Here is a 23,375-nt window from a genome sequence, read left to right on the forward strand (position 1 = left end):
GCTCACAGCCGCATCACCGCCTGACGATCGATCTTGCCGGTGCCCGTCTTCGGCAATTCGTCGATGAAGACGATCTCGCGCGGATATTTGTAGGGCAGCAGTTTCGCCTTCACGTAGTCCTGCAGCGCCTTGACGGTCGGGATTTGGTCGGGGGATCCGCCGTTGGTGACCACCACGGCCTTCAGGCTCATGCGACGATCCGGCAGCTCGTGCGCAAACACGGCGCATTCTCTGATATCGGGATGCTCGGCGAGGCAGAGCTCGACCTCGAGCGGATAGACCCATTGGCCGGAGATCTTGACCAGGTCGTCGGCGCGGCCGCGAAAGAAATGGAAGCCGTCGGCATCGCGCACGAAACGATCGCCGGTGTAGATCCAGCCGCCATCGCGGATCGTCTCCGCGGTCTTGTCCGGACGGTTCCAGTAGAGCGGCGTGTTGGAGTCGCCGCGTACCCAGAGAATGCCCTCTTCGCCGGTGGCGACCTCGCGTCCTTCGCCGTCGCGCAGCGCGATCTCGTAGCCGGGAACGCGCAGTCCGGCGGCGCCGAGCTTCTTGCGGTCCTCGCGGTTCGAGAGATAGACGTGGAGAACCTCGGTCGAGCCGAGACCTTCGACGATCTCCAAGCCGGTCAGGCTCTTCCAGCCGTTGAAGACCTCGGCCGAGAGCACCTCGGCCGCGGAAACCGCGAGCCGCAGTGACGAGACGTCGGCCTGCTTCGCACGCTCGGCCTTGGTGAGCGCGGTGTAGAGCGTCGGCAGGCCGAAGAACACGGTCGGTCGGAAGCGGCCGATCGCATCGAAGATGGCGGCGGGTTTCGGCTGGCCGGGCAGCAGCAGCGTCGTCGCTCCGGCCGAGAATGGAAAGGTGATCGCATTGCCGAAGCCGTAGGCGAAGAAGATCTTGGGCACCGAGAAGCAGATGTCGTCCGGCTTGAGCCGCAGCACGTTGCGGGCGAACGCCTGCTCGCTATAGGCCATGTCGTGCTGCAGATGGACGATGCCCTTGGGGCGTCCGGTCGAGCCGGACGAATACATCCAGAATGCCATCTCGTCGCGGTGGGTGTCGGCCTCCGCCAACTGATCGGTGAAGTTGGGCAGCCACGCATCGACCGCGACCGTCGTTGCGACGGCGGTGGCCGGCGCCTCGCCATTGACGACGACCAGTGTGCGCAGCGCGGTCTCGGCGCAGGCCTGTGCGTCGAACCGTGCGGCAAACTCGGCGTCGGCGACCGCGATCTTGGCGCCGGAATCAGCGAGATAGAATTGCAGCAGATCCGGCGGCGTCAATGTGTTGATCAGCAGCGGCACGAAGCCGGCGCGCACTGCGCCGAAGAACGCGGCCGGATAGGCCGGTGTATCGTCGAGGAACAGCAGGACCCGGTCGCCGCGGCTGAGCCCGAGCGCGGTGAAGCCGTTGCCCCAACGGCAGGCGTCGGCACACAGCTCGGCATAGCTGCGCTGGCCGGCCGGACCGATCAGCGCAGTCTTGTTGGCGTTGCCCTTGGCGAGGTTGTCGAACAGCACGCGGCTGGCATTGTAGCGGGCGGGAATTGCGAAGCCGATCTCGCGCGCGCCGGCGCTGTCGCGCGGAACCTGGTCGGCGATCTCTCTCGTCATGCGCGTGCTCCCGTGTTCCGAGATGCCTCGTAGCGGGCCATGAACCGCGGAGCCATCGCGCGCAGCCTGGTCTCGTCGATGCGCCCGGACCGGGTGATGTAGCTGTAGGCAAAATCCAACAGGCCGAGCGTCATGTGAGCCGGGAAGGACTCATACCAGTCGCTGCTGGTCCGGGCCGCCGTCACCAGCTTCTTCACGATCGGCTGGCGCTCGGCCTGATAGCGGGCGAGGCCGTCCGAGAGGCTGGTCTCGGCATCGAGCGCCTTGGCGAGCGCGATCGCATCCTCGATCGCCAGCCGCGTCCCGGAGCCGATCGAGAAGTGCGCCGTATGCAGCGCGTCGCCGATCAGCACCATGTTCCGGTGCCACCAGTGCTCATTCCAGACCCAAGGGAAATTGCGCCATACCGATCGGTTGGAGACCAGCGCGTGACCGTCGAGCGTGGCGGCGAACACCTGCTCGCAGACGCGCCGGGATTCATCGACCGACATCTCGGCGAAGCCATGGGCGTGCCACGCGGCGCGATCGCATTCCACCAGGAACGTGCTCATGTCCGGCGAATAGCGATAATGGTGCGCGTTGAAGCTGCCGCGGTCGGTCGCGACGAAGGTCTGCGACAGCGTGGCAAAGGTCTTCGACGTGCCGTACCATGCGAACTTGTTGCTGGAGTAGGAGACGGAGAAGCCGAAATCGCCTTCGAAGCTGCGGCGAACCAGCGAGTTCAGCCCGTCGGCAGCGACGATGAGGTCGTAGCCTGCGAGCTGGTCCAGCGACTGGATGGTCGTGCCGTAGCGGGCGACGACGCCCACGCTCTCGGCGCGGGCCTGCAGCAGCTTCAACAGCTCGAGCCGGCCGATCGCGGAAAAGCCGACGCCGTCGATCTCGACAGTCTCGCCGCGCAGATTGAGCGTGATGTTGCGCCAGCTCTCCATGTGCGGCGCGATCGCGTCCACGGTGTCGGGATCGTCGGCGCGCAGGAATTCGAGCGCCTGATCGGAGAACACGACGCCAAAGCCCCAGGTCGCCCCGGCCGGATTCTGCTCGAACAGATCGACCACGGCGGCGGGGTGCCGCTTCTTCCAGAGATAGGCGAAATACAGCCCGCCAGGGCCGCCGCCGAGCACGGCGATGCGCAAGGGCGTCCTCCACATTGACAGTATACTGTTTATTTTGGATCGGAGAATAATCCCTCATCTCGATCGAGGCCAGGGAAATCTTATTGCTGGAAATCGGGCCGGCGGCCGCAAGTCATCCCGACCGGCCTCTGCCGAAGATCGCGTCGAGCGCGGCGAAATATGTGCTTTCGACCAGCTCCGGCGCATGCTGGCCGAGCGCCTCCATCTTCACGCCCGAATTGATCTCGAGCACCTGCCAGCGTCCATCGGCCAGCACGAGGTCGACCGATGCGTAGCGGATGCCGATGACGCGCGCCGCCGCGGTGGCGAGTGCGGCACAGAGGTCCCGCTGCGCGCCTGGTTCGAGCAGCACGGGCTGAGCTCCGAATTCGAGATTGTGCCGCCAGCTCAGCAGGCGCTGTGCGCCGCGCGGCACGACGGCGCGCAAGGCCGACGCGTCAAATTCCGCATCGAGGCGCCGCAGGAGCTGGGCGTGCCCCGTGGCCGGAGTGGCCGCCAGCGCGAGGGCGAGCAGCGGCTGCACGCCGTCGCCGGTCACGATGGGCCGCTGCTTGCGGTAGACGATCAGGGACGCGTCATCGAGCTGCACGACACGGACTTCGTCGACGATGTCCATGAGCGGCGCGATCGCGACATTCGCGCCGGTCTCGAAGATGCTGTTCACTGCGCGCAGCAGGTCATCCTTTCCCGCGACGCGGACCACCGACCGTCCCGAGGTACCCTCGTTGGGCTTGACCACCAGCCCGCGCGGATGCGTTTCGAGCAGCGCCAGCGCGGCCTCGGCCGTCCGCCCGGGCTGGCCGCCAAGGGCCGGCGCCAGAAAGAATGCGTGTGGAACCGCGGCAATCCCGTCGGCTCTCAGCAGCGCCGAGGTCGCCGCCTTGTCGCAGGCCAGTCTGTGCGCCACCGCACTGTTCAGGCCGAGATCATAGCCGAAGATCAGGTGACGCCGGGTGGCGTCCTCGAGCACCAGCAGCCAGCCGTCCTCCCGCACGTCGAGCGCGATGCCTCGTTCAGCGCAGTAGCGGGTGATGGCGGCGAGCTGGGCCTGCGGATGGTTAATCATTGCTCAAGGATTGGGCCAGGGATGCGGAATTAAAGTGCTGGAAAATCGGAATATCGGCAAGTAAATTACCCATATCGTTTGTGTACGAACGAACAGCCGATCGAGGCGAATCCGGACATCAGCCGGCATGCATTTGATCGTGATCAATGGTGCGTCCATGCGGGTTGATTATTCGCTGTTTTCACGTACATCAGGCGCCGAAATCGCTGGATCTATAGGGGTTTTGCGGTCCTGCCTCCGTCACGACTTGTTTCTTCCAACTTCAGCCCACGTGAAAAAACAAACGACATGAGCGCGTTCTATAAAGAGAAAGTTCTTTCCGTTCACCACTGGACGGACACCCTGTTCTCCTTCCGAGCCACCCGCGATGCGGGCTTCCGCTTCCAGAATGGTCAGTTCGCGATGATCGGCCTTGAGGTCGAGGGCCGCCCGCTGCTGCGCGCCTACAGCATGGCCAGCGCCAATCATGAGGAGGAACTCGAGTTCTTCAGCATCAAGGTGCAGGACGGTCCGCTGACCTCCCGGCTGCAGAAGATCAAGGAAGGCGACACCATCCTGGTCGGCCGCAAGGCGACCGGCACGCTGATCCCCGACAATTTGCTGCCCGGCAGCCGGCTGCTGCTGCTGTCGACCGGCACCGGCCTCGCCCCGTTCGTCAGCCTGATCAAGGACCCCGACGTCTACGAGCGGTTCGAGAGCATCGTGCTGGTCCACGGCTGCCGCCAGGTCGCCGAGCTCGCCTATGGCGAGAGCGTCGTCGCGAAGCTGCGCGAGGACGAGTTGTTCGGAGAACTGCTCGACGGCAAGCTGCAGTATTATCCGACCGTCACACGCGAGCCGTTCCGCAACCGTGGCCGCATCACCGACCTGATCTCGTCGCAGCAGCTGTTCAACGATATCGGCCAGCATGAGCTCGATATCGCCAAGGACCGTATCATGATGTGCGGCAGCCCGGCGATGCTGGAGGAGCTCAAGACCATGTTCGAGTCGCGCGGCTTCCTCGAAGGCAGCGGCAACGAGCCGGGCCATTTCGTGATCGAGAAGGCCTTCGTCGAGCGCTGAGCCATCGCCCCTTCGTCTCCGACTTTTCTGAAAGAGCGCCTCGACGCAATCGGGGCGCTCTTTTCGTTGGCAATATCCTCCTTGCGCGTTTCGAAGCGGCTGTGCGATTTTCGGCAGCAAGACCGGACCTGCAGACGTCCGGCGCGACACAGGGAGGGGACTTGGATTGCCTGAGCGGCGGCCATCCCCGATACAATAAGGGGTACGGCCATGGATTCCACCGTTCGCAGACAGACGCTCGGTGACCTCCTGCGGCGGAGCGCGGCGCGCACGCCGGGAAAGACGGCCGTGATCTGCGGCGAGGTCAGCTGGACCTACGCCGAGTTCAATGCCATCGTCGACCGCCTCGCGGCCGGCCTCGCCATCCGCGGTGTCGGCAAGGGCGAGCGCGTGGCCATCCTCGCCCGCAATTCGCATGCCTTCGCGGCCTTGCGCTTCGCGCTGGCGCGGCTCGGCGCCGTGCTGGTGCCGATCAACTTCATGCTCAAGCCCGAGGAGGTTGCCTACATCCTCAAGCATGCCGGCGCGCGGCTGCTGGCGACCGACAGCGGCTTTGCCGGCGTGGCCCGCGCCGCCAAGACGCTGGTGCCGGCGGTCGAGCAGATGATCTGGCTGCCGTCGGAAGGTCCGAGCGAGCGGCAAAGCGACATGATCGACTTTGCGGAGCTCGCGGCGTCGACGGCGACGATGCCTGCCGTCGAGATCGCCGGAAGCGACGTCGCGCAGATCGTCTACACCTCTGGTACGGAGTCGCTGCCGAAGGGCGCCATGCTCACCCATGACGCCGTCATTTGGCAGTATGTGAGCTGTATCGTCGATGCTGGCATCGCCGCCGATGACGTCACCCTGCACGCGCTGCCGCTGTATCATTGCGCGCAGCTCGACGTGTTCTTCGGCCCTTCGATCTATGTCGGCGCGACCAACATCATCACGGCGTTTCCGACGCCCGACAATCTGCTGCCGCTGATCGCGAAATATCGGATCACATCGTTCTTCGCGCCGCCCACCGTCTGGATCTCGATCCTGCGCTCGCCGCTGTTCGAGACCACCGACGTATCCACTTTGCGCAAGGGCTATTACGGCGCCTCGATCATGCCGGTCGAGGTGCTGCGCGAGCTGGCGCAGCGGCTGCCCAAGGTGCGGCTGTGGAATCTCTACGGCCAGACGGAGATCGCTCCGCTGGCGACGATGCTCGGACCCGAGGATCAACTGCGCAAGCCGGGCTCTTGCGGCCGCGCCGTGCTCAACGTCGAGACCCGGGTCGTCGATGACGACATGAATGATGTAGCACCAGGCGAGGTCGGCGAGGTCGTGCACCGCTCGCCACATCTGATGCTCGGCTACTTCCATGACGACGAGCGTACCGCCGCCGCCTTCCAGGGCGACTGGTTTCACTCCGGCGATCTCGCGACCATCGACGACGAGGGCTACATCACCATCGTCGATCGCAAGAAGGACATGATCAAGACCGGCGGTGAGAACGTCGCCAGCCGCGAGGTCGAGGAGGCGCTCTATCTGATCCCGGAAGTGTCGGAGGTCGCCGTCGTCGGCCTGCCGCATCCGCGCTGGGTCGAGGCCGTTGTGGCGATGGTCGTGGTCAAGTCCGGCTGTGAGCTGACCGAGGAGGCCGTGCTTGAGCAGGCTTCGGCCAGGCTGGCCTCGTTCAAGACGCCGAAGCGGATCGTGTTCGTCGATGCGCTGCCCAAGAACCCCAGTGGCAAGCTGCTGAAGCGGCAGTTGCGCGAGACGCATTCGGGGCTGTTTGCGCAGGGGTAAGCGGCTGCCGTCGTCGAGCAACGCGTAGCGGCGCCGGGAGTCCCGGAGGCCGGCCCGGCGCTGCGGCTCGATCCCGCAGCGCGGCAGTCGATAGAAGGCGGCTATCGACGTTGTGATATGATCGATGGCCGATTGCGCGCGCTTGTGTAACGATTGCTTCGCGATACGCGTAGTATGGTGACACCAGACCTCCCACGCGCCGCCCCGAGGCCTTCCATGGATACGCTGCTGCTCCCGTTTTCGCCGCGCTTCATCGTCCTGACGATCTGCGCCACGGCGACCGCTTTGCTGCTGATCCTCGGCATCTACGACCGCAAGATCTTCGATCTCGTCCTGATCCCGCTGTTGATCTTCGGCGCGCTCACCCTGCTCGGCGTGCGCGACCTCATGCAGAAGAGCCACGCGGTGCTGCGCAACTACCCGATCGCGGCACACCTGCGTTTCCTGCTCGAGGAGATGCGGCCTGAGATGCGGCAGTATTTCTTCGAGAGCGAGAAGGACGGCATGCCGTTCTCGCGCGACACCCGTGCGGTGGTCTATCAGCGCGCCAAGATGGTGCTCGACAAGCGCCCGTTCGGCACCCAGGAAGACGTCTACCGCGAGGGCTATGAATGGATGCACCATTCGATGTCGCCCAAGCCGCGTGCGGAGGAAAAATACCGCATCACCATCGGCGGCCCCGACTGCGCAAAACCCTATTCCGCCTCGGTGTTCAACATCTCGGCGATGAGCTTTGGCGCCCTGAGCCCGAATGCGGTGCGCGCACTCAATGGTGGCGCCAAGCGCGGCGGCTTCGCGCACGACACCGGCGAGGGCGGCTTCAGCCCGTACCATGCCGAGATGGGCGGCGACATCATATGGGAGATCGGATCCGGCTATTTCGGCTGCCGCCGCCATGACGGCACGTTCGACCCCGACGCGTTCGCGCGGGTCGCAGCCGCCGAGCAGATCAAGATGGTCGAGCTCAAGATCAGCCAGGGCGCCAAGCCCGGCCATGGCGGCGTGCTGCCGGCGGCGAAGGTGTCCGAGGAGATCTCCAAGATCCGCGGCGTCGCGATGGGCGAGGACTGCATCTCGCCGGCGGCGCACCGCGCGTTCTCGACGCCAATCGGGATGATGCAGTTCATCGGCGAGATGCGGCGGCTGTCGGGCGGCAAGCCGGCCGGCTTCAAGCTGTGCATTGGCCATCCCTGGGAGTTCCTTGCGATCTGCAAGGCGATGCTGGAGACCGGCATCTATCCCGACTTCATCGTGGTCGACGGCAATGAGGGCGGCACCGGCGCGGCGCCGCTGGAGTTCATGGACCACCTCGGCATGCCGATGCGCGAGGGCGTCAATTTCGTGCACAATGCGCTGGTCGGGCTGAACGTCCGCGATCGTATCAAGATCGGCGCCTCCGGCAAGATCGCCACCGCCTTCGACATGGCGCGCGCGATGTCGATCGGCGCCGACTGGTGCAACTCGGCGCGCGGCTTCATGTTCGCGCTCGGCTGCATCCAGTCGCTGAGCTGCCACACCGACCGCTGTCCGACGGGCGTCGCGACGCAGGATCCGACGCGCGCCCGCGCGCTGGTCGTTCCGCACAAGATCGATCGCGTCTACAACTATCATCACGCGACCCTGCATGCGCTGGCCGAACTGCTCGCCGCAGCCGGCCTCGAGCATCCGCAGGATCTGCGGCCCATCCACTTCTCACAGCGGACGTCGACCACCGATGTCTCCTCCTTTGCCAAGCTGTATCCATCGCTGCGGCCGGGCGAACTGCTCGAGGGCACCCAGGACGTCCGCTTCCGCGACGCCTGGGCGATGGCGCGAGCCGATACGTTTGCGGCGGTGCAGTGAAACGCCTTGCGAGATCGTTCTTGGGAACCTTCCGGCTCCAATTCCATCTAAGCCACGTGTACTCAGCTTGGATGATCGACAATGCCTTGGACCACAGCGACCACAGTCTCCGCGGCGACGAGCGGCGAGGATGACCTGATCCGACGGGCGAAGGCCCGCGACGAGGCGGCCATTCGGGCCATCCTGCAGGCCAACAACCGCCGCCTGTTCCGGATCGCCCGCGGCATCCTGCGCAACGACAGCGAGGCGGAGGACGTCGTGCAGGAAACCTATGTCCGCGCACTCACCCACCTGGACGCGTTTCGCGGCCAGTCCAGCCTGTCGACGTGGCTGGTTCGCATCGCGATGAACGAGGCGATGGGGCGGCTGCGCGGGCGGCGACCGGCACTGCAACTGGATGCAGAGCGAGAGAACAAGCCTCGGGCCGAGGTGATCCAATTTCCCGCCACGTCGAGCGATCCGGAGAAGTCGGTGGCACAGCGCCAGATCCAGGCCGTCGTCGAGCGGGCGATCGATGACCTGTCCGAGCCGTTTCGCCTGGTGTTCATCGCCCGCGTGATCGAGGAGATGAGCATCGACGAGACGGCGGACTTGCTCGGATTGAAGCCCGAGACCGTGAAGACGCGCCTGCATCGCGCCCGCGGCATGCTGCGCGAGAACGTCGAAAAAGAGATCGGTCCCGTCCTTCTGGACGCGTTTCCCTTCGCCGGCCCGCGTTGCGAGCGGCTGACCGAGGCCGTGCTCGATCGTCTTCGACGTCCGACCTGAAGATTCTCGGGAACGTCGGCTCCCGCTTTTCATCCAATCCCTGTGCAGTCATTCACCCGCCGGCCACGAGGTCCGGCGGCACAGGAGATGAGAACCATGTTCAAGCATATCGGTACGATCGCCCTCGCGCTCTGCCTCACGAGCAGCGTCGCCCTGTCGCAGGGCGCCAAGCTCAGCGATCCGCAGATCGCGCATATCGCCTACACCGCCGGCGAAATCGACATCAAGGCGGCGAAGCAGGCCTTGGACAAGTCCGGCAGCAAGCAGGTCAAGGAGTTCGCGCAAGGCATGGTGCGGGACCACGAGGCGGTCAACAAGCAGGCGCTCGCCCTGGTCAAGAAGCTGAAAGTGACGCCGGAAGACAACGACACCAGCCGCGCGCTGTCGAAGCAGGCGAGCGAGAAGCTCGACGAGCTCAGCAAGCTCAAGGGCGCGGCATTCGACAAGGCCTATATCGCCAACGAGGTCGCCTACCACAAGACGGTGAACGGCGCGCTGGAGACGCAGCTCATTCCGTCCGCAACCAACGCCGAGCTGAAGGAGTTGCTGCAGACCGGCTTGAAGCTCTTCCAGGGCCACGAGCAGCACGCCGAGCATGTCGCGGCGGATCTGAAGTAGGACGATCCGATGCTGTTAGGACGCATCACTCTCGTGAGTGTGGTTGTGCTCGCCGCCATGAGCGTTCCGGCGCGCGCTGCCACGATCCGGATCTTGGTGGACAAGCTCGAATTCTCGCCGGCCGCGGCTTCGGCCAAGGTCGGCGATACCGTCGAATGGGTCAACAAGGATGCGCTGGCTCATACGGCCACGGCGCGGGATGGCGCCTTCGATGTCACTTTGCCGCCGAGCAAGACGGTGAGCTCGGTCCTCAAGAAGGCGGGCACGGTCGACTACTACTGCCGCTTTCATCCCAACATGAAGGCGACACTGACCATCGCGCCGTGACGCCGTTGGCCTCAATGCGGGTTCTCCAGGCTGAAGGTCTCGGACTGCTCGTCATAGGCGAACAGCTCGGCATAGCGGCCCCATGACACGATGGTGTGCAAGGTCTCGTCGGCGTAGTGCTCGGACATGTAGTCCTCGAGCTCGATGCGGAAGCGCGCAGCCGGAGCGGCGTGCGAGGGGCGGTCGTCGAGCACGCGGCGGATCAACCCCATCAGCGGCACGTTCTCCATCAAATGCTTCGCGAACAGCTTCTTGCGCTCGTCGGTCTCCTGATGGGCGAACCGCCGTCCGTCCTCGGTCAAGGTCAGGTCGCCTTCACTGAGCTGGGCGAAGCGCAAGAGCTGAAGCGCTTCGGCCAGCGGAAAGATCTCGTCGACCTCGAGCTGCAGATGGCCCGCCAGCACCGGCAGGTCGGCATGCCCATTATAGGGTTCGCCGGCTAGCGTCTCGATCAGGCCGGAGATCGAGTTCGACGACACGTGGTTGAGCACCATGCCCACGCCGGCGCTGGCGGTGCTCGGCAGCTTCGGCTCGGGCCGCTGCGTCATGCGGGCATAGAGACTGTCGACGAGCTGGCGGAACGCGGGATCGAGCCGGTTGCGCGGATGCGGCAGGTCGATCCTGAACTCGGCGGCGACGCGGCCGGGATTGGACGAGAACACCAGGACGCGGTCGCACATCAGCACCGCTTCCTCGATGTTATGCGTCACCATCAGCACCGACTTGATCGGCAGCCGGCCGTCGGTCCAGAGATCGACGAGGTCGGTGCGCAGCGTCTCGGCGGTGAGCACGTCGAGCGCGGAGAATGGCTCGTCCATCAGCAGGAGGTCAGGATGCACGACGAGCGCGCGGGCAAAGCCGACGCGCTGGCGCATGCCGCCGGACAGCTCCTTCGGAAAAGCCGATTCGAAACCGTCGAGACCTATCAGGTCGATCGCGGCCAGCGCGCGTTTGCGCCGCTCGGCACTGTCGACACCGAGCGCCTCCAGGCCGAGTTCGACGTTTTGCAGCACGGTGAGCCAGGGAAACAGCGCGAACGACTGGAACACCATGGCGACGCCAACAGGGGGGCCGGCGATGATCTCGCCGCGGCATCGTGCTTCGCCTGAGGATGGCGACACCAGGCCGGCGATGATCCGCAGCAGGGTCGACTTGCCCGAGCCGGAGCGTCCGAGCAGGCCGACGATTTCGCCGGCTCGGATCGTGAGGTCGACCTTCTCCAGCACGACGAGATCCTCGCCGCTGCCCTTTGGGAAGAGCCGGCTGACGCTCTTGATCTCGATCAGCGATGTGTCCTTGACCTGGTCGCGCATGATGATCTCTCCCGGTCAGCCGAGCCGCAGCCGGCGCTCGCCGAAGGCATACAGCGGCCGCCACAGCAGCCGGTTGAACAGAGTGACGAGGATGCACATCACGGCAATGCCGAGTACCACGCGCGGAAAGTCGCCGCGCTCCGTCGCCGCGGCGATGTAGGCGCCGAGCCCCGACGCCGTCAGATGCGTGTCGCCCCAGCTCGCGACCTCGGCGACGATCGCCGCGTTCCATGAGCCGCCCGAGGCGGTGATGGCGCCGGTGATGTAATAGGGGAAGATTCCGGGCAGCACGACCTTGAACCACCAGCGCCAGCCGGTCAGGTGCAGGCTCGCGGCCGCCTCGCGCAGGTCGGTCGGGAAGGCGCTGGCACCGGCGATGACGTTGAATAGGATGTACCATTGCGTGCCCAGGATCATCAGCGGGCTCAGCCAGACATTGGCGTCGAGGCGAAAGCGCACGATCAGCACGACGAACACCGGGAAGGCGAGGTTGGCCGGGAAGGCGGCGAGGAACTGCGCCAGCGGCTGGATGCGCTCAGCGAGCTTGGGCCGCAGCCCGATCCAGACGCCGACGGGGACCCAGATCAGCGACGCCAGCCCGATCAGCACCACCACGCGGATCAGCGTGATCAGGCCATAGCCGATGGCGGAGAGGACATCGGCGGGCGCCAGCGTGGCCGAGAGGTAGAGGTACGTCTTCCAGCCGGCATAGGCGCAACCGAGAACGACGACGGCGAGCCAGAGGCCGTCGACGAGCTGCGACGGTGGCGCGTGCCGCACCGGGCCGCTCCAGGTTTTAGGCCAGTTGATCCGCAGGTTCGAGACGGCGCGATTGACCGCGGCGAACGGGACGGACAGCGAGCGCAGCGCACGGGTGCGCCGGAACAGGTCGAGCATCCACGAGCTCGGCGGATTGCCCGAGGCGGTCTGCTCGAAGCGGAATTTGTCGGCCCAGGCCACGATCGGACGGAACAGCAGCTGATCGTAGGCGGTGATGACCAGCAGCATGGTCAGCAGCGCGGCGCCGATCGCGGCGAGATCCTTCTGCTGAATTGCCAGCGCGACGTAGGAGCCGATGCCGGGCAGGGTGACGGTGGTGTTGCCGACCGTGATCGCCTCGGAGGCCACGACGAAGAACCAGCCGCCGGACATCGACATCATCGCATTCCAGATCAGGCCGGGCATCGCATAGGGGACGTCGAGCCGCCAGAAGCGCTGCCAGCCGGAGAGGTGGAAGCTGCGCGTCGCCTCCTCCAGATCCTTCGGCACGTTGCGCATCGACTGGTACATGCTGAAGGTCATGTTCCAGGCCTGGCTGGTGAAGATCGCGAACACGCAGGCGAGCTCGGCGCCGAGCACCTTGCCCGGGAACAGGTTCATGAAGAACACGACGGTGAACGTCAGGAAGCCGAGGATCGGCACCGATTGCAGGATGTCGAGCAGCGGGATCAGCACGATCTCGGCGCGCCGGCTCTTGGCCGCGAGCGCCGCATAGACGAACGTGAAGACGAGCGAGCACACGATTGCGAGCAGCATGCGCAAGGTGGTGCGCAGCGCGTAGAGCGGCAGGTTGGACGGATCGAGCGAGACCGGCGCCGTGTCCAGGGCCGACAGCGGCAGCGTGGTCTGCTCGCCGCCATAGACGATCAGGACCATCGTCCCGACCACGATGATCAGCGCAACGACGTCCCAGACATTGGGGCGCACGGCGTCGCGCAGAACGGTGGTCCGGAGGTCCTGAAGCATCATCCGCGTGTCTCGTCTCGTCGTCCGCAGCCCTCGGTCATGGCTGCGGACGTGTCCTCGTCGTGGCGCTGGGGCTGGCTCGCGCCGGCAGGGCGGCCGGCCGAATCCGCACCCTAGGTGCGCTGTGTGATGATTTGATTTCAAGTGGCGGCCGGGGATCCGGCCTCTTGGCCCGGCCTATCAAAGGATACGCAGGCCGCGTCTTCACGTTCCCGCGACATCGGCTGTCCGGGGTATGCCTGATCGCGCGCCGCTCGCTCGATCTGCGCCTCGGCCGCGTGCGAGGGAGGTCGCATCGCATGGCAGATGCGGTGCGGGTGGGAGAATGCTCCGGCGGGACGGCTCGTGTGCGCCCCACCCCGGCCCTCCGCCGCCGGCGGGGGCGGGGCGCACTGTCGTTGCGGCGACAGCACGGGCTCAACTACCCCACATTCGGCTCGCCGCCCTCCGGGGCGAGCCTGGTCGCCAGGATCTTGTCGATGCGGCGGCCGTCGAGATCGATGATCTCGAAGCGCCACCCTTGCAGCTCGAAGCTCTGGCCGACCTCGGGCACGCTGCCGAAGTGCTGCAGCACCAGGCCGGCGACGGTGTGATAGCCGCGATGTGGCGGCACCTCGATGGCGAGGACGTCGGCGAACTCGTCGAGCGGCATCCAGCCGGAGACCAGCAGCGAGCCGTCGTCGCGGCGGACGCAGGCGGGCTCCGGCGGACCTTCCTCCGAGGAGAACGCGCCGACGATCGACTCCAGGATATCCGCCGCGGTCACGACGCCTTCGAACGCGCCGTATTCGTCGTGGACCAGCCCCATATGCACGGGCGCCACCTTGAGAATCGCGATCACGTCGCGCGCATCGACGGTGGAGGGAATGATCGGCACCTCGCGCACCAGACTGCGCAGGTCCGGCGTCTCGTCGCGCAGATAGGCCGCCAGCAGGTCCTTGGCCTGGAGCACGCCGATCGGACGGTCGCGCTCGCCGTCCGACACCGGCAGGCGCGAATGCGGGCTCTTGGCGAGCAGCTCGCGAATGGTCTTGGGATCGTCGTTGAGGTCGACGACGTCGACCTCGGGGCGCGGCGTCATGATGGCGCCGACCGGGCGGTCGCCGAGCCGCATCACGCCCGCGATCATCTCCTTCTCGCCCGGCTCTAGCACGCCGGCAGTCTCGGCCTCGCGCACCAGATGATGGATCTCGGCCTCCGAGACTTTCTCCTCGGCCTCGCCGGAACGGCCGAGCAGCGTCAGGATCAGCTTGCCGGAAAGGTCGAGCAGCACGACCAGCGGCAGCGAGACCTTGGCGAGTACCTGCATGGCCGGCGCGACGCGGACGGCAATCGCCTCGGGATCACGCAGCGCGAGTTGCTTCGGCACCAGCTCGCCGACGATCAGCGTGGCATAGGTGATGATGGTGACGACCAGGCCGACGCCGACGATGTCGGCGACGGAAGCCGACAGGCCGAGCTCCAGCAGCGATTGCGTCAGACGCTGGCCGAGCGTGGCGCCGGAGAACGCGCCGGAGAGCACGCCGACCAGGGTGATGCCGATCTGCACCGTCGACAGGAATCGCCCCGGGTCGGACGCCAGCGTCAGCGCCCGCCGCGCGCCGGACACGCCTTTCTCGGCCAGCATGGCCAGCCGGGCCGGCCGCGACGAGACGATCGCGAGTTCGGACATCGACAACAGCCCGTTGACGACGATGAGGACGACGATGATGGCGAGTTCGACTGAGAGCATTTCGACCTGTGAGCGCCCGAAGGGGCGGGGAATGGAGACAGGTCCTAGCATATGGGGACGGCAAGCGCCCAATGCCGCATTGCGGTAAGCGCATGGGGGACTGCACCCTGGCGGCAGGTCAGCTTGGCGCACCGACGGGCGCATCATCCTCCGCTGTCGTCCCGGCCTTGAGCCGGGACGACACCCATTTGTGGCGCGCGTTGCGGCTCTCATCGGCGCTCGACTGCAGGCCTCGACGGCGGCGCAGCCTGTCGCCCTCAGAAATCCCCGTGCAACCGCCCGGAGAAGATCGACACCGGGCCGCGGTCGGCGTTGTAGGCGGGGTTGCTGACGAACTGGTAGTCCGCCGTGAAGGTCAGGTATTTGTTGATCGAGTAGGCGTAGTAGGCCTCGATGATGTTCTCGCGCCGATAGTTCAGCGCACCATCGCCGATCAGCGGGCCGAGGCCACCGGCGGCGAGGAAGGCGCGGTGGTCGCGCGACAGCCCGTTGGTCACGCCGGCGAGGCCGATCGTATCATCGGGACGGCCCCAGCGCGTGCCCTTGATCGAGGTGCCGAACGACAGGCTGTTGTCGATGTCGGTGAAGGCCATGATCTCGGTCTTGCCGTCGTTCCAGCTCCAGCGGCCGAAAAGGCCGAGCTCGTCCGACAGCGCCTGGTCGAAAGAGACAACGTAGCCGTATTTGGGGCGGCCGCGGCGGGTCTGGGTGATGTCGGCATTGAGCGCGGGATTGTCCAGCGTCTCGCGGTAGCTGCCGGAGAAGGTGTTGTTGAAGAAGCCGATGGTGCGCAGGTGGCCCGGCTGCGAGAACAGCTGATAGCGCGTCTCCAGCTCGACGACATAGCTGCCGCGCCTGAACACGTTCGTGTCGAAATTGTTGGAGTTCGAGGTGGCGTCGACCAGGAAATAGCCGGCGCGCAGCGCCCAGTTCTTCTGGTTCAGCTCGGCGGTGGCGCCATAGGTCAGGCCGAGCTTGTCGGCGGCGTAGTCGAAGGCGCCGGGCGCCCAGATCGACCAGTTCATGAAGTCCTTGCGCGCATCCTTGGCGTAGGCGTTGCCGTCGAACACGTCGAGCACCGGAAATTTGCCGATCTGAATCGTGAGACGCGAGATGTCCTGCTTGCCGGAGAGCTGCAGCTGGCCGCTGCCGAGCTGCTCCTGCTCGCCGCCGAAGCCGAAGGTCTGGCGCAGGAACAGCCGCGAGGTGTTGTAGTGCGGATAGGGGAAGTCGGACTTCTGCGCTTCGCCATTGGGGAAGCCGCCGAGTCCGACGGTGTTGCTGAGGCCGAAGCCCTGCAGCAGCTCGGGATTGTAGTAGACCTCGCCGCCGTCCCACAGCCGCGCGTTGATGTACAGGCTGTTGCTCCAGGTCTCCTGGAATTGGCGCGCGGGTGTCAGGCTGTTGGCGCCGGTGTAGGCGGCGCGGAACGCCGGATAGCCCTGGCCGATCACGGTCGCCTGGCCGTGGATCTCCCAGCGGTCGGATTCGGGATCGGACGGATCGCTCTTGAGCTTCAGGTCAGGACCGCTGGCGAAGTCGAGCTTCCGGTTGAGCCCGACCCGCAAGGTCTGGAAGTCGAGTTGCGAATTGTAGCTGGCACCGTTGGAGAAGCGGACGCCGCCGTTCTCGAAATGGCTGTAGAGATATTCGAGGCGCCAGCTCCAATGCGGCGCAAAGCTGCGCTCGATGCCGGCGCCGGCGGCCCAGCCGAGCCGCGTCGTCAGCAGCTTCTCGGTGTCGCCGGCCGCATTGGTGTTGATGAAGCGGCCGCCGGTCCAGGCGAGGCCGCCGGTGGCGTAGACCAGCCAGTCGCCCTTGACGTAGCCGACGCGGCCGCGGGCGGTGGCGACATAGTCCCACAGCTCCGAGACGTTCGAGATGGGCGTGCCGAGCATCGCGACGGTGTGGTTGGAGGTGAGATAGTTCGGAAAGCTGAAATCGCCCTCGAGCCCGAGCAACAGCCCGGAGCGGCTGACCCAGTTGTAGCCGGCCTGCACGCCGCCAGTGAGACCGCTGAACGGGCTGCCGGTGCTGACCGTGCCGCTCGGGTCGGTCAGGGTCGCCCGGCCGTGGTCACGTGTATAGCCGGCATGGACGCCGACATAGACGCCGGTCCAGTCGAACACCGTCTGCGTCATCCGGGCCTTGACCGGCAGGTCGGCGGCAGCGGCGGGGGCAGCGAGCGCGGCGATCATGGCGCCGGCCGCGATCATTTCCCGGGTGCAGTTCGAACGGATCATGGCGGCGGATTCCCAAGGCAAGGCAAACGACACAGGCAACGTCACAACTGATTGCCCGCGCACAGTCACGAGAAGATTACGGAGTCGTCGATGTTCGATCGGAAGTGTGGATGACGCGCGGCAATTTAGGGATGATTTATATTGCGATTAATTCGCAACAGCAAGCGTCGGGCGATCTCACCTGGTTTCTGATCGAGGGTGTGGCGTCCATGCAACAATCAGCCCGCCCGGGCGGCCGGGCTGTCGAGATCGCAGATCGGGGCAGGTAGACGCCCGGCCTTGGCGAATTTGGCGAGGCGAGCCGTGGCCGCGGCTGGGCGGGGCGCGACGAAAGCCCAGCATCAATAGCCGCAGGCCCTGACGCGGCCGACATACTGGCCGTAGACGTTGTACTGCGGCACCCAGCGGCAGTACCGATAGCCACCGCCATAGTAGTAGCCGTCGTTGCTGGCGGCGATGGCGCTGCCGACGACGGCGGCGCCGACGAGGCCGGCACCGACGCCCCAGCCCCAATGGTGATGATGGAAGCCGTTGGCCGCGGCAGGCGTCGACGTTGCGGCGATGCTGCCGGTCACGGCGAGAGCGGTCAGCGCGAGGGCGGCAATCTTGGTCTTGATCGACATGGTGAAGGCTCCTGTTTGTTGTTGCGGCAGCCGGCGTCGGCCGCTTGCCAAATTGGACGGAGCCTTTTCGAAACCGGTTCGAACCGCCTGATCGCGATCGACGCCGTTCGAAGATTCATCAGAAGATCCAGAGTGTTATCTTTGGCTCAGCCGCCCGGCAGGGGGCCGCGGCGAAGCGTATTCACGTCGAAGTTATCGACGTCCTCCAGCAGCGCACAGAACGCCCGCGCGCCGTGGTCGAGCACGCGCTCGCCCTTCTCCGCCGACGCCTGCGTGGCATCGCCGACCGCGCCGCCCGCATTCAGGTCCTGCGTCTGCCAGGCCATCGGCGCCGGCCGCTGCGTCGAGAGCACCTTGTAGGTCGTTTCCATCTCAGCGCCCCGCGAGGGAAAAGCGGCGATGGCATCGCTGCGCACCAGCGTGGGATGGCGGGCCAGCATGATCGAGGTCTCGACGGCGCCGCCGTGAATGCCGTGCCGCAGCTCATCGGGCGAGAACAGGCCGTCGGGCGCACCGAAGCGCGACCACGACGTCGTCACCACCAGCATGCGGTGATCAGCGCGCAGATCCTGTGCGACCAGGGTCATCGCGGCACTGTTGCCGCCATGGCTGGAGACGATCACGAGCTTCCTGATCCCGGCGCGCGCGACGCTGTCGCCGAGCGCACGCCAGCTCCGCAGCGCGACCTCGGTCGGCATGGTCAGCGTGCCCGGATAGTCGATATGCTCGGTCGAGATCCCCACTGGCTGCACCGGCAGGACCGTCACCGGCAGCGCCGGCGGCAGCAGCGCGCGCACCTGGGCGAGATAGGCCTCGGCGATGTAGACGTCGGTGCCGAGAGGCAGGTGCGGGCCGTGCTGCTCGGTGGCGGCGAGCGGCAGCACTGCGATCCAGCGCGCGCTCTCGGGCGTTCCCGCGTCGGGCGTTGCCAAAGCGGGCCAGTGCAGCTCGGTCCAGTCGCGGGGCGGCAGGGTCATCGCGCGGGCAGTTTCCTTCGTCCGTGGGGCAGGGTAGGTATCACCCGAACGATCTTAACATGTTCAGCCAGAAAGAACCGGGGAGACCAGACATGGCGCAGGCGCTTCTGCCGCGAACGTTAATGGCGGCATTGCTGGTCCTCGGCGGGACTTTGGGCGGGATGATTTCGGCGGCCCATGCCCAGACCCTGGACAAGGTCTCGTTCGGCACCAACTGGGTTGCCGAGGCCGAGCACGGCGGCTTCTTCCAGGCGGTCGCCGACGGCACCTACAAGCGCTACGGTCTGGACGTGACGATCGTGCCGGGCGGTCCGAACGAGAACAACCGCATGCTGCTGATCTCGGGCAAGATCGAGTTCTTCATGGCCGCGAACACGCTGATGTCGTTCGACGCGGTCGCCAACAACGTGCCGGTGGTGTCGATCGCGGCGATGTTCCAGAAGGACCCGCAGGTGTTCCTGACCCACCCGGAGTCCAGGATCACCAAGCTCGACGAGCTGAAGCCGCTCACCCTGTTCGTCTCCAAGGAAGGCATCTCCAGCTACTATCAATGGCTGAAATCGGAATACGGTTTCTCCGAGAAGAACGTCCGCCCCTACACGTTCAATCCGCAGCCCTTCATCGCCACGCCGCAGAGCGCAATGCAGGGCTATGTCACGTCGGAGCCGTTCGCGGTCGAGCGCGCCGCCGGCTTCAAGCCCGGCGTGATCCTGCTCGCAGACAACGGCTTCAACACCTATTCGACCCTGATCGAGACGCGCCGCGACTTGATCGAGAGCAAGCCGGACCTGGTGCAGCGTTTCGTCGATGCCTCGATCATCGGCTGGTACAACTACATCTACGGCGACAATTCCGCGGGCAATGCGCTGATCAAGAAGATGAACCCGGAGATGACAGACGACCTGCTGGCCTATTCGGTCGCCAAGATGAAGGAGTACGGCATCGTCGATTCCGGCGACAGCGTGGAGAAGGGCATCGGCGCCATGACGGAGGAGCGCATCGCCAGCTTCTTCGACAAGATGGTGCGGGCCGGCGTGGTCAAGTCGACGATCGACTATCGCAAGTCCTACACGTTGCGTTTCGTCAACAAGAGCGTCGGCATCGATCTCCGGCCGAAGAAGTAGGACGCTTGAGCGGCACTTTCAGCAAATGAGCTCCCCCCTTTCGTCCGAGCGCGCCGTCGCGACCGCGGTAAGCCTGCGCGGCGTCACCAAGGTGTACGAGTCCGGCGTCGCCGCGCTGGGGCCGATCGATCTGACCATCGCCAAAGGCGAGTTCGTCTCGCTGCTCGGCCCCTCCGGCTGCGGCAAGTCGACGGCGCTGCGGCTGATCGCAGGCCTCGCGCGCCCGAGCGGCGGTGCGGTCGACGTCGCGGCGTCCGCGTCCGAGACGCATCCGGGCCATCGCATCGGCTTCGTGTTCCAGGAGCCGACATTGATGCCCTGGACGAGCGTGCGCGACAATGTCGGATTGCCGTTGAAGCTTGCGCACGTCCCGGCCATGGAGGCGCGGCCGCGGATCGATGCGGCCTTGGCGCAGGTCGGCCTGTCGGATTTTGCCGATGCTTTCCCGCGCGAATTGTCCGGCGGCATGAAGATGCGCGCCTCGCTGGCGCGGGCGCTGGTGACGCGGCCCGACATCCTGCTGATGGACGAGCCGTTCGCGGCCCTCGACGAGATCACGCGCTTTCGCCTCAACAACGACCTGCTGGCGCTGTGGCGCAGCCTGAACATGACCGTCCTGTTCGTCACCCATTCGGTGTTCGAGTCGGTCTACCTGTCGCAGCGCGTGCTGGTGATGACGGCGCGGCCCGGCCGGCTCAGTGCCGAAATCCGGATCGACGTCGACTCGCGCGATGATGCGTTCCGGGCCTCGCCGGACTACGCCGCATACTGCCGTCGCGTCTCCGACGCGTTGGCGCCGGCCTACACCGGAGTGCATGCGCTGTGAGCGGTGCCTCCGAGCGAGCGACATCCGTTGCGGGCGAGCGGCTGGCGAGCCTCGCCTTTCCGGCCTTGGTTTTCGTCGCAGCGATGACGGCGTGGGAGTTGGTGGTGCGCGTCAACGGCATCCAGCCCTATGTGCTGCCGGGCCCGCTGCTCATCCTGAAGACGTTGGTTGCCGACTGGGACATTCTGGCGCAGTCGCTGCTGACGACACTGGTCACCACGCTCGAAGGCTTCATCGCTGCCGCGCTCGGCGGCATCGCGCTGGCGCTGTTGTTCAACCAGTCGAGATGGCTGGAATGGGCGCTGTTTCCCTATGCCGTGGTGCTGCAGGTCACCCCCGTGATCGCGGTCGCGCCGCTGCTCCTGATCTATCTGCCGCAGCAGACCGCGGTGGTCGTATGCGCCTGGATCGTCGGCTTCTTCCCGGTGCTGTCCAACACCGCGCTCGGGCTCAACTCGGTCGATCGCAATCTCGCCGGCCTGTTCCAGCTCTACGGCGCCTCGCGCTGGCAGACCTTGCGCTATCTGAAATTGCCCGCCGCTCTGCCCTACATTCTGGGCGGTCTGCGCATCGCCGGCGGCCTGTCGCTGATCGGCGCCGTCGTCGCCGAGATCGCCGCGGGCAGCGCCGGCGCGGGCTCAGGGCTCGCCTATCGCATCGCCGAATCCGGCTATCGTCTCAACATACCCCGCATGTTCGCAGCGCTGGTGCTGCTGTCGGTCGCCGGGATTGTCATCTATGGCTTGCTGGCGCTAGTTTCGCACCTCGTTTTGCGGCGCTGGCACGAGAGCGCGCTTGGAAAGGACAACTGATGGCGGCTACTTCGTCTGACAAGATCGATGTTCTGATCTATGGGCCGCTGCGGCCGATCCTGGAGAAAGGGTTCCCGGACGGCTTCACCGTGCACCATGCGACGACGCAGGCCGATCTCGAAGCGCTGCCGGCGGACGTGAAAGGGCGGATCCGCGGCGTCGCCGTGACCTTCCACACCGTGAAGACCGATGCCGCCGTGATGGCGATGCTGCCGAAGCTGGAGATGATCGCAAGCTTCGGCGTCGGCTATGACCATATCGCGGCCGCCCATGCCGGCCAGCACGGCATCATTGTCACCAACACGCCGGACGTGCTGACCGAGGAGGTCGCCGACGTCGCGCTCGGTCTGCTGATCGCCACCTGCCGCGAGTTCATCAAGGCCGACCGCTTCGTGCGCTCCGGCGAGTGGACGTCGAAGCCCTATCCGCTGAGCGTCGGCTCGCTGCGCGACCGCACCGTCGGCATGGTCGGCATGGGCCGCATCGGCCAGGCGATCGCGCGCCGGCTCGAAGCCTCGCTGGTGCCGGTGGTCTATCACTCGCGCAACCCGGCGGCGGGCGTCACCAACAAGCACTATCCCGACCTGCTCGCGATGGCCAGGGACGTCGACACGCTCATCGTGATCGTGCCCGGCGGCGCCGGCACCAACAAAATCGTCAACGCCGAGGTGCTGAAGGCGCTGGGGCCGCGGGGCGTCGTCGTCAACGTCGCCCGCGGCTCGGTGATCGACGAGCAGGCTTTGGTCGCGGCGCTGAAGTCCGGCACGATTCTCGGGGCCGGCCTCGACGTGTTCGAGAAGGAGCCGGCGGTACCCGACGAGCTCAAGGCGATGGACAATGTCGTGCTGCTGCCACACATCGGCTCGGCTGCCATCGTAACCCGCAACGCGATGGATCAGCTGGTGGTCGACAATCTCAAGGTCTGGTTTGCCGGCAAGCCGCCGCTGACGCCCGTTCCGGAAACGCCGGTGAAAGGCCGCTGATGAAACGCTCGCTCCCAATGCTGATCGCGCTGCTGTCGTCAGTGGCGAGCGTCCCTGCCGTCGCGCAGGACGCCGCCGGCCTGAAGAAAGCGATGATCGGGCAGTGGGAGCTTGCGACCACCGAGCGCAGCAAGACCTGTGTCGTGACCCTGAAGCCGGACGCGGCGCCGCGCGGGCAGAAGCTCGAGCTGGAGCCGAGCTGCGCCGCCGCGCTGCCCTTCACCAAGGACATCGCCGGCTGGAACGTGAAGGGCCTCGACATCGTCAGTCTCCAGGCCGCCAATGGCGAAGCGGTGATCGACTTCACCGAGGTCGAGGCCGGCATCTTCGAGGGACTGCGCCAGGGCGAAGGCGTCTACATCCTGCAGAACCTGGCGGCGGCGCGGTCGCTGGCGAAATCGATGGACCAGATGATCGGCGACTGGGCGATGGTCCGCGGCAATGGCGCCACGATCTGCAGCCTGGTGCTGACCAACAACGACGCCGGCCACGACAATTTCCAAGTGTTCGTGAAGCCGAAATGCGACCCCATGATCGCAGCGTTCGCGCCGAGCCAGTGGCGGCTCGAGCACGGCCAGATGATGCTGATGTCGGACCGCGGCGAGACCTGGCGGTTCGAGGCGGACGACAATGCGCAGTGGCGGCTGGTGCCCGACAGCGCCAATCCGCTGATCATGCTCAGGCAGTAGGACGAGACGCGCGCCGTTGAGCGCCCTTGCCGCGCGGCGGGCAAGCTTCTTCCGGCATCGGATTTGGTTAACGGCCGGTTACACGCCTGTTCCACT

General features: G+C 65.8%; 20 protein-coding genes. 11 read left to right on the forward strand and 9 right to left on the reverse strand.

Features of this window, described 5'->3' with window-relative positions:
- Positions 1-2 precede the first annotated feature (2 nt).
- From ACQR03_RS28200 to ACQR03_RS28210, 3 genes are all read right to left on the reverse strand, one after another.
- Positions 3-1,616, reverse strand: a complete 1,614-nt coding sequence (locus tag ACQR03_RS28200; protein WP_434842043.1) for a benzoate-CoA ligase family protein — start codon at positions 1,614-1,616, stop codon at positions 3-5.
- On the reverse strand, positions 1,613-2,752 hold the full coding sequence (locus tag ACQR03_RS28205; RefSeq protein ID WP_434842044.1) for an FAD-dependent monooxygenase: 1,140 nt from the start codon (positions 2,750-2,752) through the stop codon (positions 1,613-1,615). Before ACQR03_RS28205 ends, ACQR03_RS28200 begins: the two co-directional genes overlap by 4 nt.
- Positions 2,753-2,864: 112 nt before the next feature.
- A complete protein-coding gene (locus ACQR03_RS28210) occupies positions 2,865-3,818 on the reverse strand; it encodes an ATP-grasp domain-containing protein (RefSeq protein WP_434842045.1) in 954 nt (317 codons plus the stop codon).
- 288 nt (positions 3,819-4,106) lie between these two features.
- Between ACQR03_RS28210 and ACQR03_RS28215 the strand changes: the two genes are divergently transcribed.
- The 6 genes from ACQR03_RS28215 to ACQR03_RS28240 all read left to right on the forward strand — a co-directional run bounded on the left by ACQR03_RS28215 (position 4,107) and on the right by ACQR03_RS28240 (position 10,211).
- Positions 4,107-4,880 (forward strand): ferredoxin--NADP reductase, encoded by a 774-nt coding sequence (locus ACQR03_RS28215; RefSeq protein WP_434842046.1) that lies wholly within the window; start codon positions 4,107-4,109, stop codon positions 4,878-4,880.
- Positions 4,881-5,090: 210 nt separating this feature from the next.
- Positions 5,091-6,656 carry an acyl-CoA synthetase gene (locus ACQR03_RS28220; protein WP_434842047.1) on the forward strand — a complete coding sequence of 522 codons (1,566 nt, stop codon included), beginning with the start codon at positions 5,091-5,093 and terminating at the stop codon, positions 6,654-6,656.
- 216 nt (positions 6,657-6,872) lie between these two features.
- Positions 6,873-8,498 (forward strand): FMN-binding glutamate synthase family protein, encoded by a 1,626-nt coding sequence (locus tag ACQR03_RS28225; protein ID WP_434842048.1) that lies wholly within the window; start codon positions 6,873-6,875, stop codon positions 8,496-8,498.
- An 81-nt stretch (positions 8,499-8,579) separates the two neighbouring features.
- Positions 8,580-9,266 (forward strand): RNA polymerase sigma factor, encoded by a 687-nt coding sequence (locus ACQR03_RS28230; protein WP_315752266.1) that lies wholly within the window; start codon positions 8,580-8,582, stop codon positions 9,264-9,266.
- 96 nt (positions 9,267-9,362) lie between these two features.
- Positions 9,363-9,884, forward strand: coding sequence for a DUF4142 domain-containing protein (locus ACQR03_RS28235; RefSeq protein ID WP_316203038.1), 522 nt, complete (start codon positions 9,363-9,365; stop codon positions 9,882-9,884).
- Positions 9,885-9,893: 9 nt separating this feature from the next.
- A complete protein-coding gene (locus ACQR03_RS28240; protein WP_316203037.1) occupies positions 9,894-10,211 on the forward strand; it encodes a cupredoxin domain-containing protein in 318 nt (105 codons plus the stop codon).
- Positions 10,212-10,222: 11 nt separating this feature from the next.
- Here ACQR03_RS28240 and ACQR03_RS28245 read toward each other — a convergent pair whose 3' ends face one another.
- The 6 genes from ACQR03_RS28245 to ACQR03_RS28270 all read right to left on the reverse strand — a co-directional run bounded on the left by ACQR03_RS28245 (position 10,223) and on the right by ACQR03_RS28270 (position 18,845).
- Positions 10,223-11,524: an ABC transporter ATP-binding protein gene (locus tag ACQR03_RS28245; RefSeq protein WP_315752264.1), complete on the reverse strand. Its 1,302-nt coding sequence runs from the start codon at positions 11,522-11,524 to the stop codon at positions 10,223-10,225.
- A 15-nt stretch (positions 11,525-11,539) separates the two neighbouring features.
- Positions 11,540-13,273: an ABC transporter permease gene (locus ACQR03_RS28250; protein ID WP_434842049.1), complete on the reverse strand. Its 1,734-nt coding sequence runs from the start codon at positions 13,271-13,273 to the stop codon at positions 11,540-11,542.
- Between the two features lie 418 nt (positions 13,274-13,691).
- Positions 13,692-15,002, reverse strand: a complete 1,311-nt coding sequence (locus ACQR03_RS28255; protein WP_315715295.1) for a hemolysin family protein — start codon at positions 15,000-15,002, stop codon at positions 13,692-13,694.
- Positions 15,003-15,259: 257 nt separating this feature from the next.
- On the reverse strand, positions 15,260-17,245 hold the full coding sequence (locus ACQR03_RS28260; protein WP_434842050.1) for a carbohydrate porin: 1,986 nt from the start codon (positions 17,243-17,245) through the stop codon (positions 15,260-15,262).
- A gap of 341 nt (positions 17,246-17,586) precedes the next feature.
- Positions 17,587-17,868, reverse strand: coding sequence for a hypothetical protein (locus ACQR03_RS28265; RefSeq protein ID WP_315752260.1), 282 nt, complete (start codon positions 17,866-17,868; stop codon positions 17,587-17,589).
- 146 nt (positions 17,869-18,014) lie between these two features.
- Positions 18,015-18,845, reverse strand: a complete 831-nt coding sequence (locus ACQR03_RS28270) for a creatininase family protein (protein ID WP_434842051.1) — start codon at positions 18,843-18,845, stop codon at positions 18,015-18,017.
- A 122-nt stretch (positions 18,846-18,967) separates the two neighbouring features.
- Between ACQR03_RS28270 and ACQR03_RS28275 the strand changes: the two genes are divergently transcribed.
- The 5 genes from ACQR03_RS28275 to ACQR03_RS28295 all read left to right on the forward strand — a co-directional run bounded on the left by ACQR03_RS28275 (position 18,968) and on the right by ACQR03_RS28295 (position 23,279).
- Positions 18,968-19,969 (forward strand): ABC transporter substrate-binding protein, encoded by a 1,002-nt coding sequence (locus ACQR03_RS28275; protein WP_315752323.1) that lies wholly within the window; start codon positions 18,968-18,970, stop codon positions 19,967-19,969.
- 25 nt (positions 19,970-19,994) lie between these two features.
- Positions 19,995-20,795, forward strand: coding sequence for an ABC transporter ATP-binding protein (locus tag ACQR03_RS28280; protein ID WP_434842052.1), 801 nt, complete (start codon positions 19,995-19,997; stop codon positions 20,793-20,795).
- An 83-nt stretch (positions 20,796-20,878) separates the two neighbouring features.
- Positions 20,879-21,607 (forward strand): ABC transporter permease, encoded by a 729-nt coding sequence (locus ACQR03_RS28285; RefSeq protein ID WP_315715432.1) that lies wholly within the window; start codon positions 20,879-20,881, stop codon positions 21,605-21,607.
- Positions 21,607-22,590 carry a 2-hydroxyacid dehydrogenase gene (locus ACQR03_RS28290; RefSeq protein ID WP_315825482.1) on the forward strand — a complete coding sequence of 328 codons (984 nt, stop codon included), beginning with the start codon at positions 21,607-21,609 and terminating at the stop codon, positions 22,588-22,590. Before ACQR03_RS28285 ends, ACQR03_RS28290 begins: the two co-directional genes overlap by 1 nt.
- Before the next feature lie 92 nt (positions 22,591-22,682).
- The gene (locus ACQR03_RS28295) at positions 22,683-23,279 is read left to right on the forward strand and encodes an AprI/Inh family metalloprotease inhibitor (RefSeq protein ID WP_315715433.1); all 597 of its coding nucleotides are present in this window, start codon (positions 22,683-22,685) and stop codon (positions 23,277-23,279) included.
- Positions 23,280-23,375 lie beyond the last annotated feature (96 nt).

Source organism: Bradyrhizobium sp. HKCCYLS3070 (genome assembly GCF_051167575.1).
Taxonomy (GTDB): Bacteria; Pseudomonadota; Alphaproteobacteria; order Rhizobiales; family Xanthobacteraceae; genus Bradyrhizobium.

Bases quoted from the DNA above. Each gene is read 5' to 3' on its own strand.
- ACQR03_RS28200 (WP_434842043.1), bottom strand. From the start codon at position 1,616: ATGACGAGAGAGATCGCCGACCAGGTTCCGCGCGACAGCGCCGGCGCG.
- ACQR03_RS28210 (WP_434842045.1), bottom strand. From the start codon at position 3,818: ATGATTAACCATCCGCAGGCCCAGCTCGCCGCCATCACCCGCTACTGC.
- ACQR03_RS28215 (WP_434842046.1), top strand. From the start codon at position 4,107: ATGAGCGCGTTCTATAAAGAGAAAGTTCTTTCCGTTCACCACTGGACG.
- ACQR03_RS28220 (WP_434842047.1), top strand. From the start codon at position 5,091: ATGGATTCCACCGTTCGCAGACAGACGCTCGGTGACCTCCTGCGGCGG.
- ACQR03_RS28225 (WP_434842048.1), top strand. From the start codon at position 6,873: ATGGATACGCTGCTGCTCCCGTTTTCGCCGCGCTTCATCGTCCTGACG.
- ACQR03_RS28230 (WP_315752266.1), top strand. From the start codon at position 8,580: ATGCCTTGGACCACAGCGACCACAGTCTCCGCGGCGACGAGCGGCGAG.
- ACQR03_RS28235 (WP_316203038.1), top strand. From the start codon at position 9,363: ATGTTCAAGCATATCGGTACGATCGCCCTCGCGCTCTGCCTCACGAGC.
- ACQR03_RS28240 (WP_316203037.1), top strand. From the start codon at position 9,894: ATGCTGTTAGGACGCATCACTCTCGTGAGTGTGGTTGTGCTCGCCGCC.
- ACQR03_RS28245 (WP_315752264.1), bottom strand. From the start codon at position 11,524: ATGCGCGACCAGGTCAAGGACACATCGCTGATCGAGATCAAGAGCGTC.
- ACQR03_RS28250 (WP_434842049.1), bottom strand. From the start codon at position 13,273: ATGATGCTTCAGGACCTCCGGACCACCGTTCTGCGCGACGCCGTGCGC.
- ACQR03_RS28255 (WP_315715295.1), bottom strand. From the start codon at position 15,002: ATGCTCTCAGTCGAACTCGCCATCATCGTCGTCCTCATCGTCGTCAAC.
- ACQR03_RS28260 (WP_434842050.1), bottom strand. From the start codon at position 17,245: ATGATCCGTTCGAACTGCACCCGGGAAATGATCGCGGCCGGCGCCATG.
- ACQR03_RS28265 (WP_315752260.1), bottom strand. From the start codon at position 17,868: ATGTCGATCAAGACCAAGATTGCCGCCCTCGCGCTGACCGCTCTCGCC.
- ACQR03_RS28270 (WP_434842051.1), bottom strand. From the start codon at position 18,845: ATGACCCTGCCGCCCCGCGACTGGACCGAGCTGCACTGGCCCGCTTTG.
- ACQR03_RS28275 (WP_315752323.1), top strand. From the start codon at position 18,968: ATGGCGGCATTGCTGGTCCTCGGCGGGACTTTGGGCGGGATGATTTCG.
- ACQR03_RS28280 (WP_434842052.1), top strand. From the start codon at position 19,995: ATGAGCTCCCCCCTTTCGTCCGAGCGCGCCGTCGCGACCGCGGTAAGC.
- ACQR03_RS28285 (WP_315715432.1), top strand. From the start codon at position 20,879: ATGACGGCGTGGGAGTTGGTGGTGCGCGTCAACGGCATCCAGCCCTAT.
- ACQR03_RS28290 (WP_315825482.1), top strand. From the start codon at position 21,607: ATGGCGGCTACTTCGTCTGACAAGATCGATGTTCTGATCTATGGGCCG.
- ACQR03_RS28295 (WP_315715433.1), top strand. From the start codon at position 22,683: ATGATCGGGCAGTGGGAGCTTGCGACCACCGAGCGCAGCAAGACCTGT.